This window comes from Aurantibacter sp. UH7, assembly GCF_056839165.1.
Genome location: NZ_CM166388.1, coordinates 1,001,092 through 1,013,643, shown reverse-complemented (window position 1 = coordinate 1,013,643; position 12,552 = coordinate 1,001,092). Strand labels below are relative to the sequence as shown.

Genomic DNA, 12,552 nt, shown 5'->3' with positions numbered 1-12,552 from the left:
TAAAAAAAAATCTATAAGAAATTAAAAAAATTGTTGGCCTAACTATATAAACACTAGCCAGGGCCGAACAATATACAATCACTATGTAATTGACTATTACTAACACATACACAAGATTTTAGTACTGTGGTGTTCGAAGAAATCAGGATTGATGTTCCCCCTAATTCAGATTACGAAGTTCCCTCAATAGTTTTGAGTTTTGGTTGTAAGAATGAGCCTCATTTAATGAGGCTCTTTCTATTTATACGGTTTAATCTTACCTTAGTCTAAATATATGTGACATTTTTGTCAAAATGGTGTCAAACAGTATATAGGAAGTAATTAAAATAAAATTTGGAAACATCAATTGCCACTGGTAAACTTACCGATGAAGAGCTTGTGCGTAATATTGTAAAAGACAATAACACCGGATTGTTCGGTGAACTTTACGATAGATACGCTACAAGAATTTATAATAAATGTTATGGCTTTTCTAAATCACAGAAAGAGGCAGAAGACTTAACGCAAGATGTTTTTCTACAATTATTTATTAAGTTGGCAAGCTTTAATGGAAAATCTAAATTCTCTAGTTGGGTGTATTCATTTACATATAATTTTTGTGTCAACTATGTAAATAGAAATAGAGAGCGTAAAATTAGTGATGCTTCGGATTCTATTTCTGATAACGAATCTGGAGTAGATGATACTATTAGTGATAATAGTCTTTATAATATGCAGGCCGAAAAGTTAAAGCGTGCATTAGAACTTATTGACCCAGAAGACAAAAAATTACTCCTACTAAAATATCAAGATGATATACCTATAAAAGAGCTTACGCAGCTCTTGCAAATTGGTGAGAGTGCAGTAAAAATGAGACTTAAGCGAGCTAAAGCTCGGATTTTAGAAATATATAAAAAATTGGATTAATGGAAGAACAAAAAAACAATCCTTTTGAGGAGTTGGAACGTTCACTACATGAAGTTCCGCCGAACATGAAGAGTAAAGTAATGAGCGATATTGCAAATGCAAAGTTGGTTATGGAAATGGCCTCTCTTTTCACGTGTAATATAAAATCGGCTATTAACGATTCTTTAAAATAATTAGAAAACATAAATAACTAGTAACATGGAACAAATGAATGATTGGACGAAAATGGCAACAGATACCTTAATGGGTATTATGCGGGATATTGCTTCTGCATTACCAAATATATTTGGTGCTATAGTAGTATTAGTTTTCGGATGGATTATTATTAAGGTAACTAAGTTTATTCTTAAAAAAGTTTTCAAAGTAGCTAAATTAGATACAGTATCCGAGAAGATAAATGAAGCTAAACTTTTTGGGGATAGTAAGTTTAAAATTGATATCAGCAAAATATTGTTGGCCTTTGTTAAATGGATTTTGACTATGGTCTTTATCATAGTTGCTGCCGATATAATGAAGCTTACAGTAATTTCTCAAGAAATTGCGAACCTATTACGTTATTTGCCAATTCTTTTGAGTGCAATGGTCATTTTTATGGTGGGCATGTTTGCTGCAAAGTTGATTAAAAAAGCTTTATTAGGTGTTTTTGAATCAATGGGTTTTAGCGGTGGTAAATTAGTTAGCTCTATAGTTTTTTATCTCATTGCCATCTTTGTTGCTATTACATCATTAAATCAGGCGGGTATTGATACTTCGTTAATTACCAATAACTTTTCTCTTATTATTGGAGCTTTTTTATTGGCTTTTGCAATAGGTTTTGGTTTAGGTTCTAAAGATGTGGTTACAAATCTTTTAAAAACTTTTTATGCCCGAAAAACCTATGCAACGGGTGATAAAATTAAAACTAAAGATATTGAAGGTACTATAGAAAAGATTGATACCATCTTTATTACTATTAAAACTGAAACAGGAAAAGTAGTTGTGCCCATAAATGAAGTGACTGATACTAGAGTTGAAGTCACCGAAACGACATTAAAGTAAGTCTAGTACTCTTTCTAAGGCCATGCCTCTAGATCCTTTAATTAGAAAGCTGCTATTAGAAAATTTAGTTTCTAAGAGATAATCTTTTAGTAAATCGAAGCTCGAAAATGTGAGGTTCTTGGTGTTGGTTTTAGCGAAATTTGCACCAACCAAAATCACTTTATCAAAAGACATAGCTTCGGCAATTTCGGCAATATTTTGATGTTCCTTTTTTGCGGAATTCCCAAGCTCAAACATATCTCCTAAAATAATAACTTTATTGGGAATATGCATTGCTTTAAAATTGTTTAAAGCTGCAGACATACTAGTAGGATTAGCATTGTAAGCATCTAAAATTATTTTATGTCCGTTTTTATTGATTAATTGTGATCGATTGTTTTCCGGTATATAAGCAGCTATTGCAGCATTAATATCAGTAGATGGTACATTAAAATACTTACCCATTAATATTGCAGCGCAACAATTAGTGAAGTTGTAACTACCAATTAATTGTGATGTAATGGTTTCATCTTCAAAACTAAGTTCAACAAACGGGTTAGCTCCTATAAACTTAATGTTGTAATAATCGTGTTGGTTTTGACTGAAACCATATTTCTTGACATAGCCACTTAATATTTGCAGTTGAATTTGATCATCCGCATTCATGAATATCGATTTGTCGTTTTCAATTAAAAACTTATACAGCTCACTTTTACCTTTAATTACGCCCTCTTCTCCCCCAAAACCTTCTAAATGTGCTTTGCCAAAGTTTGTTATATAGCCAAAATCTGGTAAGGCGAGGGTACATAAAAATTCTATTTCTTTTTGATGATTGGCACCCATTTCAACAATGGCAATTTCTGTATCGGGTTTTATAGAAAGTAAAGTTAAGGGCACTCCAATATGATTGTTTAAATTGCCTATAGTGGCAGTAGTTTTATATTTTTTAGAAAGTACGGCATTAATTAATTCTTTGGTAGTGGTTTTACCGTTACTTCCTGTAAGCGCTATAATTTTAGCATCAGATTTTTTTCTATGATATGTTGCTAATTCTTGAAGCGTTTTTAAAACATCTTCGACTAGAATAATTTGATTGTTTATTGCATATTCAGCTTCATCAACAATTGCAATACTCGCTCCTTTTTCAATAGCCTGTACCGCATATTTATTGCCATTAAAGTTTTCACCCTTTAAAGAAAAAAACATACAACCTTCGTTGATTTTTCGAGTATCAGTACAAATAGTAGAATGTTTTAAAAATAAAGTGTGAAGCTTGGCTATTGTCATTAGATAAAAATTGTAGCTATTAATTTCAATTTAAGATTCAAAGCTACGAGTTTTTGATTTGAGATTAATGCAAAAAAAAGCACCCATTTCTGGGTGCTTTAATTTAAATCGCTCTTGTAACCTACTCAAAAGCGAAACCAGTCGAAACCCTAAAAACAAATGCGTATAGCATTATGAAATAATTCGCAAGGCAGAACCATGCAAATACCTTTAAATATTGTTTGGCGAACAAAGATCCTAAGTCTTTGAATGCTTCTAAATAAATCTCTTTAATTAATAGTAAGTTTTTCATCATAAGAATTAAAATTTGGGTTTGTAATTCTATTTTTTTGAGGCGAAATATATCATGTTAATCACGCTACATTATAAGAAAGAAAATTCTTACTTTTTATTTGATTTATTCGATGAACTGATTAAAATAAACGTTGAAATACAAAAAGAAGAAATTTGAACCTGAAAAATAGGCCTTTAATCGATAAACGTAGGTGAGCGCTCGATGAACGACATTTAAGTTTTTTAGAAGAATTTTGGCTTGCTTTAAGCGCTTCAGGAATTTGTATACCTAGATAAAAGTAAGTTGAATAAGCGACAAATTTAATTGAGAGTGTATTTTTCACTTAGTACTGCGGTTGGAAAAAGGGAATATCACTATTCTATATAAGAACTATGATGTGTCTTATTACATGCTAGGAATGCTTTTATGAAGAACTGTCTATTCTATGTTTAAATGTTCTATAGCGTTTTTGAAAAGCTATATGAAGAAGCAGGGGTGCAGGGGTAAATTCTTCTGGTTTAGGTTTTAAACAAAAAAAAACCCTGACGATAATTCGTCAGGGTTAATTTTCTTTTTCAAGCTTATATTATCTCGCCTTTTTGCCTCTTGGGGTTTTGTTCTTAGTTTTAGACTTAGAACCAACTCTGGACATTGCACATCTAAAGCCGATGTAATCTGTCGCCATATATTGAGGTAAGTAGCGCCTTTGAGCTGGATCTAACCAATAAGCTCTATCATTCCATGCACCACCTTTAAATACTCTTACTTCATCGTTGATTAAAGATGTTCTGTTGTTCGATTTGTCGTACTGACGTACTAAACTTCCTGCTGAATCACGCTCTACTTTATGTCTAGGTGAGTCATACATCTTTCTAGCATTTGGATCCTCTTCATCCTCCTCATCACTAAAGCGATCGAAGAATCGTGAAGAACCTGCATCACCATCTCTGTATCCTCTGTTATCACTAGAATCAAAATTCGTTCTTAAGTATGTTTCTTGCTCATCTACAGGCACCATTTTAATTTCGCCTGGTAAATTCACAGCAACGATTTTTCCGTTTGGTAATGTGTCATAAACAATAGAATCTCTAAGTACATTTACTTTACCATCTTCACCGATTGCAGATTTCATATAGATATTTCCTCTATAATAATTGAAATCACTTATTTCATCATCAACTATTGGTCGGTATACATCAGAAACCCATTCAGCAACGTTACCTGCCATATCATACAATCCTAAGTCGTTCGGCTTGTAAGATTTTACTTGAGCAGTAATATCAGCACCATCATCAGACCATCCTGCAATTCCGCCGTAATCACCTTTACCTTGCTTAAAGTTAGCTAATTGATCACCTCTTCCAACACGATTTCCGTTTCTAGTATAATCGCCTTCCCAAGGATATTTCTTTCTACCTCTATAGTTGTTGTATTCACGAGTACCTTGGTTTGCCTGAGCAGCATATTCCCATTCAGTTTCTGTAGGTAAACGATATTCTGGCATAATAACACCACTACTGCGCTTAGCATATGTAGCTGTACTATCTTTTTTCTGCTTTCCTTGTAAAGAATCTATTTGACCATTATAAACAGATTCTGGTCTGTTTAAATACGCCTCAGTACTAAAAGTACCTTGTACTTCACCAGAAACAGCTTGGTATTTAGCATCCTTAGCTAAGTACCCTTCTTTCTCAAGCATAGCTTCGTTAACACGATCCGTTCTCCATTCAGCAAATTGTGTTGCTTGAACCCAGTTTACACCAACTACCGGATATTCTGCATATGCCGGGTGACGTAAATAGTTATTCGTCATTGTTTCATTAAAACCTAAACGGTTACGCCATACCAATGTGTCAGGTAATGCGCCCGTATAAATATTCGTGTATTTAGGATTTTCTGGAGGATAAACACTTTTTAAATAATCAAGATACTCCAAGTACATAACATTGGTTACCTCTGTTTCATCCATATAAAATGACTGTACGTGCTGCGATGTTGGTGTGTTGTTCCAATCGTGCATAACATCATCTTGTACTTTACCTTTAGTAAACGTACCACCTTCTACAAATACAAGTCCGGGAGCAGTTTCTTGCTCCTTAAAATCTGTATTGAACTGAAAACCGCCTTCTTTGGCATTGATTTTCCATCCGGTTGCTCTTGATACGTTCTTTGAAGAGCCAGAAGACTTATTACAGCTGGTAACTGTAAAACCTCCCGCTATCACGGCACAAGAAAGTACAACTTTGATAAACTGTTTTTTCATAATTACGACTTGAGTTCAAACATTTGAACTACTTTAAATGTGTAGTTCGAGAATTGTGTTTTGATTAATTTAAAGGGTCACTTTCGGCTAATTAAACGATGAATTAGACATAATATTTTATGGCTTCAAAAAATAATTGTGTATCTATTATTAGTGTAATGCCTCATTGATCTAATTCGTCATAAATAATAACGATACAAAACATCATATAGTATGGGTATTAAGTTTTCTTTTAAATACGGGGTTATTTGTAACAACATTATTTATAGAAAATAAACTATTTTAATAATTCTTTTAAAATAACTTGGTTGTAACGTATTCACTTGTTAACGGAAACATCAATTTATTTTTATACAGACACAAGATATCATAGAAATGCTCGTTTACATGTTAACAAGGGGTGTCTATGTTACATAAATAGGTATGCTTGTTAGTTACTAATTGTAGACCAATTAAATTTACCGATTTAAGATGAAGAAATTATCGATACTAATTATACTGGTTTTTGCCATCAAATTATCTGCTCAAACCGAACAACGTGTAATTACCACTGCAGTACCGTTTTTAACGATTGCTGCTGATGCAAGAGCTGCTGGTATGGGAGATATGGGAGTCGCAACTTCTACAGATGCATTCTCGCAACAATGGAACCCTGCAAAATTTGCGTTTGCAGAAAGACAAATGGGTATTGGCTTAAGTTATACCCCTTACTTGGAAAGTATTATTACAGATATTTCTTTATTGAATGCTAGTTATTATAATAAAATAAATGATCGTAGTGCTTTCGCAGTTGGGATACGTTATTTTACACTGGGTAAAATTGAACTTAGACAATTTGCTAATGACCCAGGTACAACTGTTAAACCAAATGAATTGGCTTTTGATGGTACGTACTCTTTAAAATTGAGTCCAACTTTTTCAATGGCAGTAGGTGGTCGTTATATTAGATCAAACCTCAAATTACCACAAGATGCTTCAGTAGATTCTCAAGCAGGTAGTACTTTTGGTATAGATGTAGCAGGTTACTACTATTCTAGAGAGAAGGCATATAATAGTTTTGATGGCCGATGGAGAGCTGGTTTCAATTTTTCTAACTTAGGAGGAAAGATTCAGTATGACGAAGGTGGACAAGAAAATTTTATACCAGCTAATATGAAATTAGGTGTTGGTTTTGATTTTATCTTGGATCAAGACAATGTTATAGGTTTAACTACTGAATTTAATAAATTATTAGTGCCAACACCTAAAGATTTTAATGGAGATGGTGCAATTGACGCACTAGATAATGCAGAGTATCAAGAAATAGGTGCTTTTAGTGGAGTTTTCAAATCGTTTGGAGATGCTCCTGATGGATTTGGTGAAGAATTAAAAGAAATGACTTGGGCTCTAGGAGCAGAATATGTTTATCAAGATGCTTTTATGGTTCGTACCGGTTATTTTAATGAAAGTGAAGAAAAAGGTTCTCGTAAGTTTTTTACATTAGGAGCTGGTTTTCGATTTAAAATGACACAAATAGATTTATCATATTTGTTTGCCACATCACAAGTTCGAAATCCTTTAGAGAATACATTACGTTTCTCACTTACGTTTAATTTAGGACAAGAGTATTTTAACGATTAGATAAAATATAATATATAAAACGACCCTGATGGCAATCCGTCGGGGTTTCTTATTTTTGAGTATTACCTTATTGACTTATGCAAAAACAGAAATTAGAATTTGATTATAATTTGTTCGATTCTTTCGAAGAACTCTCTTCTAAACAACAAAATTTGATGCAAAGTGCTATTTCTGCTAGAGAAAATGCTTATGCACCTTATTCTAAGTTTCAAGTTGGCGCAGCTGTACTTTTAAAAAATGGTATAACTGTAATTGGAAGTAACCAAGAAAATGCATCATACCCCGCTGGTGTTTGTGCAGAACGTGTAGCGATACTATACGCAGGTGCAAAATATCCTGGAATAGAAATAGAAGCTATTGCTATTACTGCAACCTCTCAAAATCATAAAGTAGTTGCCCCAGTAACTTCATGTGGTATCTGCAGGCAATCAATGGCTGAATATGAACAGAAGCAAAAAAAGCCTATCCAAATTCTTATGATGGGTGAAATAGGACAGATTATTCAGTGCGACTCGGTTTTAGACTTAATTCCTTTTGCTTTCGATAGTTCTTTTCTCTAGAAGATTTATAGATGCCTTTAAGATTTATATCTATAAATCGTTTTAAAGCCCATTTTTTTCTAAAAATTAATATGTATTTTTGTCTCCCATCCAACTTTTATGGTATGGTAGACTAGCATTTATAAATTCTGAATAAATAGGTATAAATGGATAAAATTACAAAGGAAACATATCTAAAGTGGTATGAAGATATGTTGTTCTGGAGAAAGTTCGAGGACAAGCTTGCCGCAGTATATATTCAACAAAAAGTTAGAGGATTTTTGCATTTGTATAATGGACAAGAGGCTGTATTAGCTGGTTCGTTGCATGCAATGGATCTGACGAAAGATAGAATGATTACGGCATATAGAAATCACGTTCAACCTATTGGTATGGGTGTAGACCCAAAACGTGTGATGGCTGAACTTTATGGAAAAGTAACCGGTACCTCAAAAGGTATGGGTGGTTCTATGCATATTTTTTCTAAGGAACACAGATTTCATGGCGGTCATGGTATTGTAGGTGGTCAAATTCCTTTGGGTGCTGGTATGGCTTTCGGTGATAAATATTTCAAGCGTGATAATGTTACACTTTGTTATATGGGTGATGGTGCTGTAAGACAAGGTTCTTTGCACGAAACTTTTAACTTAGCTATGCTTTGGCAATTGCCAGTTGTTTTTATTTGTGAAAACAATGGCTATGCTATGGGTACTTCAGTTGCAAGAACATCGCATTCAACCGAAATATGGAAATTAGGCTTAGGGTATGAAATGCCTTGTGGACCAGTAGATGGTATGGATCCAGTAGCTGTGGCTCAAGAAGTGAGTAAAGCTGTTGAAAGAGCACGTAGTGGTGGTGGACCAACTTTCTTAGAAATGAAAACCTATCGTTATCGTGGACACTCAATGTCTGATGCTCAGCACTACAGAACAAAAGATGAGGTTGAGGAGTATAAGAAAATAGATCCAATTTCACAGGTGCTAGAGGTAATCAAAACAGAAGGTTACGCTACCGAAGATGAAATAAAAGGAATAGATAAGCACGTGAAAGATTTGGTTAAAGAATGTGAGAAATTCGCTGAAGAATCAGAATATCCGCCATTAAATCAATTGTATGATATGGTTTACGAGCAAGAGGATTTTCCATTTGTACAACATAAATAAAAAAGAATGGCAATAGTAGTAAATATGCCCCGGCTTAGCGATACCATGGAAGAAGGTACAGTTGCCAAATGGTTGAAAAAAGTAGGTGATAAAGTTGAAGAAGGTGATATTCTTGCCGAAATTGAAACTGACAAAGCCACCATGGAGTTTGAGTCTTTTAATGAAGGTACGCTTTTGCATATCGGTATTGAAGAAGGTGATGGTGCTCCGGTAGACACTCTTCTAGCGATTATTGGCGAAGAAGGTGAAGATATTTCTGGCTTATTAAATGGTTCATCCGATGGTGCTGCTACCGAAGAAGTAGCAGAAGCTCCAAGAGTAGAAGAACCAGTTGCAGCAGCACCTAGTGCTGTAGCTGAAATACCAGAAGGCGTTGAAATTATAAAAATGCCGCGATTAAGTGATACCATGGAAGAAGGTACAGTTGCTTCTTGGTTGAAAAAAGTAGGCGATGAAGTTGAAGAGGGAGATATACTTGCCGAAATAGAAACGGATAAAGCTACTATGGAATTTGAATCATTCTATAATGGTACGCTTTTACATATAGGGATACAAGAAGGTGAATCTGCACCTGTTGATGATGTTCTTGCAGTTATCGGACCGAAAGGCACTGATGTTGCAGCTGTATTAAGTTCAGCTGGAGCACCTGCTAGTGATTCATCTGAGGAAAAAACTGAAACTGTAGCTGAGGCTGCTACCACAAGTACTGCACAACCTGCCGCAACAAATGATGGTCAAAGAATTTTTGCTTCACCATTAGCTAAGAAGATTGCTGCTGATAAAGGAATCGATTTAAGTACAGTTAGCGGTAGTGGTGATAATGGACGTATTGTTAAAAAGGATATCGAAAATTATCAGCCTTCTCAAAAAAGTGCACCTGCTGTTGCATCTGCAGATGTTTCAGCATCTAGTGCTGTAGCTACTACACCTGTTAACTTGCCTGTTGGTCAAGAAAGTACAGAAGAAGTGAAGAATTCGCAAATGCGTAAAACCATTGCGAAGCGTTTAAGTGAATCTAAGTTTACCGCACCACATTATTATTTGACCATTGAAGTTGATATGGATAATGCTTGGGCTTCTCGCTTACAAATAAATGACTTGCCTGATATTAAAGTATCTTTTAATGATATGGTAGTAAAAGCTTGTGCAATGGCATTGAAAAAGCATCCACAAGTAAATACAACTTGGAATGGTGATACTACAAAATATAACCATAATGTAAATGTTGGTGTAGCCGTAGCTGTTGATGATGGTTTGGTGGTTCCTGTATTAAAGTTTACAGATCAAATGACGCTTACACAAATTGGAGCATCGGTTAAAGATTTGGCTGGTAGAGCAAGAGTTAAAAAATTAACTCCAGCTGAAATGGACGGAAGTACATTTACAGTTTCTAATCTTGGAATGTTTGGTATTGTTGAATTTACTTCGATTATCAATCAGCCGAATTCTGCAATTTTATCTGTAGGTGCTATTGTTGAAAAACCGGTTGTTCGCAAAGGGGAAATTGTTGTAGGTAAAACTATGAAAGTTACTCTAGCTTGTGATCATAGAACTGTTGATGGTGCAACAGGATCACAATTCTTATTAACTTTAAAAGCGTTCTTGGAAAACCCTGTTACAATGTTGGCTTAATTAAATAAACCAATATTTTTTAATTTTAGTAGCGTAAAGCAATGATGAAAAGATTATTCGTAGTATGTATTGCGATACTTATTTCAGCATGTGGTACTACTAAATTAAAACAAACAGACCCTGCCGATATTCAGTCCACATCAAAGGGAATGGATACAACTGTTGTTGATAGCGATACTAAAAATGTAGTCGACGACAATAGACTATCACAAAATAAATTAATTACTAATCTTCCAACATTTTCTAATTCGGAAAATGTTGGAAAGATTATATCTTTTTTAGCTTCCGATGAACTTAAAGGTCGCGAAGCTGGTACAGAAGGCATTGCTAAAGCTGCAAGTCTTATAGCATATACTTTTAAGGAAAATGGAATAGCTCCTTACTTTGATAGCTATCGCGATACAATTTCAAATTTTGAAGGGATAGCCTATAATGTTGTTGGCTTTCTAGAAGGAAATGATGCGAATTTAAAAAATGAAATTGTTATTCTCGGTGCGCATTACGACCATATAGGAACTGCAACTTTAGTGGGTACAGATTCAATAGCTAATGGAGCTAATGATAATGCTTCGGGAACTACAACGGTATTAGAACTTGCAAGATACTTTAGCACCAACAAACTAAATAAGCGTAGTATTATTTTTGCTCTTTTTACCGCAGAAGAAAAAGGATTATTAGGATCAAAACATTTAGCAAAAAGGCTTAAAGCCGAAAATATAAATTTGTATACAATGCTTAATTTTGAAATGGTTGGTGTGCCACTTCAAAATAAAGATTACTTTATGTATGTAACTGGTTTTCAAAAATCTAATCTTGCTGAAATAGCGAACAAATATGCTAAAGAAAATTTAATTGGTTACTTGCCTTCAGCGGCTCAAATGAATTTATTTAAGCGTTCCGATAATTATGCTTTCCATTTAGAGTTTAATGTTCCTTCACAAACTTTCTGCACTTTTGATTTCACAAACTTTAATCATTATCACAAAGTTGGTGATGAAGCTGCTATCATGAATTTTGATCATATGGCGGAAGTTGTCAATAAAACAATACCTGCTGTAGAAGGCATTGTAAATGCACCTATAAAAGAAATTAAGTACAACTAATGGCTAATGTTATTATTACGGGTACCAGTAGAGGAATTGGCTTTGAATTGGCTAAACTTTTTGCAGATAATGGCCATAAAGTTTTGGCATTGTCTAGAAATGTAACTGCAATAGAAAATTTAAATCACGAGAACATCAATTCCTTCTCTTTTGATTTATCAAATACAGCGGATTTTACAAAATTGGAAAACTTTTTAAATTCCGATTGGTCATCCGTGGATATTATTATTAATAATGCAGGGCGCTTATTAAATAAACCATTTTTAGATACGACATCAAAAGAATTTGAAGAGGTCTACAAAGTAAATGTTTATGGTGTTGCTGATATTACAAGAATGGTAATACCTAAAATGCCTAAAAACGGACATGTGGTAACAATTAGTTCTATGGGTGGTGTGCAAGGTAGTATGAAGTTTCCTGGGCTGTCTGCATATAGTTCTAGTAAAGCGGCTGTAATTACTTTAACAGAACTATGGGCTGAAGAATTTAAAGAATCGGGTCCATCTTTTAACGTACTGGCATTAGGTGCTGTACAAACAGAAATGTTAGCAGAAGCTTTTCCTGGATATCAAGCGCCTACCACGGCCTTAGAAATGGCAGCTTATATTAAAGAGTTTGCCCTGTCAGGAAATAAACTCTATAATGGTAAATTACTTCAAGTAAGTAACAGCACTCCGTAGATTACCAAATACAATTGGTTTTAAGGGAACATTACCAACATATACTTAAGTGAATTGAAATGCTGTGA

At 34.3% G+C, this 12,552-nt stretch carries 12 protein-coding genes; 9 read left to right on the top strand and 3 right to left on the bottom strand.

The window, feature by feature from the left end; genetic code table 11:
• The first annotated feature begins 333 nt into the window (after positions 1-333).
• The 3 genes from UH7x_RS04460 to UH7x_RS04450 are packed head-to-tail and all read left to right on the top strand — an operon-like array spanning position 334 to position 1,944.
• Positions 334-906, top strand: coding sequence for an RNA polymerase sigma factor (locus UH7x_RS04460; RefSeq protein WP_482362521.1), 573 nt, complete (start codon positions 334-336; stop codon positions 904-906).
• Positions 906-1,079: a hypothetical protein gene (locus UH7x_RS04455; RefSeq protein ID WP_482362520.1), complete on the top strand. Its 174-nt coding sequence runs from the start codon at positions 906-908 to the stop codon at positions 1,077-1,079. The genes UH7x_RS04460 and UH7x_RS04455 overlap by 1 nt, the downstream gene beginning before the upstream one ends.
• Positions 1,080-1,104: 25 nt before the next feature.
• On the top strand, positions 1,105-1,944 hold the full coding sequence (locus UH7x_RS04450) for a mechanosensitive ion channel family protein (protein ID WP_482362519.1): 840 nt from the start codon (positions 1,105-1,107) through the stop codon (positions 1,942-1,944).
• Here UH7x_RS04450 and UH7x_RS04445 read toward each other — a convergent pair.
• The 3 genes from UH7x_RS04445 to gldJ form a co-directional block, all read right to left on the bottom strand.
• A complete protein-coding gene (locus UH7x_RS04445; protein ID WP_482362518.1) occupies positions 1,936-3,210 on the bottom strand; it encodes a UDP-N-acetylmuramoyl-tripeptide--D-alanyl-D-alanine ligase in 1,275 nt (424 codons plus the stop codon). The two genes, UH7x_RS04450 and UH7x_RS04445, sit on opposite strands and share 9 nt — an antisense overlap.
• 121 nt (positions 3,211-3,331) lie before the next feature.
• Complete coding sequence (locus UH7x_RS04440) at positions 3,332-3,502, bottom strand: DUF6747 family protein (RefSeq protein ID WP_482363575.1); 171 nt, start codon at positions 3,500-3,502, stop codon at positions 3,332-3,334.
• Between the two features lie 568 nt (positions 3,503-4,070).
• Positions 4,071-5,747 (bottom strand): gliding motility lipoprotein GldJ, encoded by a 1,677-nt coding sequence (gldJ, locus tag UH7x_RS04435; protein WP_482362517.1) that lies wholly within the window; start codon positions 5,745-5,747, stop codon positions 4,071-4,073.
• A 471-nt stretch (positions 5,748-6,218) separates the two neighbouring features.
• On the opposite strand from gldJ, the gene porV reads away from it, so the two are divergent.
• From porV to UH7x_RS04405, 6 genes are all read left to right on the top strand, one after another.
• Complete coding sequence (gene porV, locus UH7x_RS04430; protein ID WP_482362516.1) at positions 6,219-7,367, top strand: type IX secretion system outer membrane channel protein PorV; 1,149 nt, start codon at positions 6,219-6,221, stop codon at positions 7,365-7,367.
• Positions 7,368-7,444: 77 nt separating this feature from the next.
• On the top strand, positions 7,445-7,927 hold the full coding sequence (cdd, locus tag UH7x_RS04425; protein ID WP_482362515.1) for a cytidine deaminase: 483 nt from the start codon (positions 7,445-7,447) through the stop codon (positions 7,925-7,927).
• 146 nt (positions 7,928-8,073) lie between these two features.
• The gene (gene pdhA, locus UH7x_RS04420; RefSeq protein WP_482362514.1) at positions 8,074-9,069 is read left to right on the top strand and encodes a pyruvate dehydrogenase (acetyl-transferring) E1 component subunit alpha; all 996 of its coding nucleotides are present in this window, start codon (positions 8,074-8,076) and stop codon (positions 9,067-9,069) included.
• 6 nt (positions 9,070-9,075) lie between these two features.
• On the top strand, positions 9,076-10,701 hold the full coding sequence (locus UH7x_RS04415; protein WP_482362513.1) for a dihydrolipoamide acetyltransferase family protein: 1,626 nt from the start codon (positions 9,076-9,078) through the stop codon (positions 10,699-10,701).
• Between the two features lie 44 nt (positions 10,702-10,745).
• Positions 10,746-11,804, top strand: coding sequence for a M28 family metallopeptidase (locus UH7x_RS04410; RefSeq protein WP_482363574.1), 1,059 nt, complete (start codon positions 10,746-10,748; stop codon positions 11,802-11,804).
• Positions 11,804-12,484 (top strand): SDR family NAD(P)-dependent oxidoreductase, encoded by a 681-nt coding sequence (locus tag UH7x_RS04405; RefSeq protein WP_482362512.1) that lies wholly within the window; start codon positions 11,804-11,806, stop codon positions 12,482-12,484. Before UH7x_RS04410 ends, UH7x_RS04405 begins: the two co-directional genes overlap by 1 nt.
• The last annotated feature ends 68 nt before the right edge of the window (positions 12,485-12,552 follow it).

Bases quoted from the DNA above. Each gene is read 5' to 3' on its own strand.
- UH7x_RS04455 (WP_482362520.1), top strand. From the start codon at position 906: ATGGAAGAACAAAAAAACAATCCTTTTGAGGAGTTGGAACGTTCACTA.
- UH7x_RS04450 (WP_482362519.1), top strand. From the start codon at position 1,105: ATGGAACAAATGAATGATTGGACGAAAATGGCAACAGATACCTTAATG.
- UH7x_RS04445 (WP_482362518.1), bottom strand. From the start codon at position 3,210: ATGACAATAGCCAAGCTTCACACTTTATTTTTAAAACATTCTACTATT.
- UH7x_RS04440 (WP_482363575.1), bottom strand. From the start codon at position 3,502: ATGAAAAACTTACTATTAATTAAAGAGATTTATTTAGAAGCATTCAAA.
- gldJ (WP_482362517.1), bottom strand. From the start codon at position 5,747: ATGAAAAAACAGTTTATCAAAGTTGTACTTTCTTGTGCCGTGATAGCG.
- porV (WP_482362516.1), top strand. From the start codon at position 6,219: ATGAAGAAATTATCGATACTAATTATACTGGTTTTTGCCATCAAATTA.
- cdd (WP_482362515.1), top strand. From the start codon at position 7,445: ATGCAAAAACAGAAATTAGAATTTGATTATAATTTGTTCGATTCTTTC.
- pdhA (WP_482362514.1), top strand. From the start codon at position 8,074: ATGGATAAAATTACAAAGGAAACATATCTAAAGTGGTATGAAGATATG.
- UH7x_RS04415 (WP_482362513.1), top strand. From the start codon at position 9,076: ATGGCAATAGTAGTAAATATGCCCCGGCTTAGCGATACCATGGAAGAA.
- UH7x_RS04410 (WP_482363574.1), top strand. From the start codon at position 10,746: ATGAAAAGATTATTCGTAGTATGTATTGCGATACTTATTTCAGCATGT.
- UH7x_RS04405 (WP_482362512.1), top strand. From the start codon at position 11,804: ATGGCTAATGTTATTATTACGGGTACCAGTAGAGGAATTGGCTTTGAA.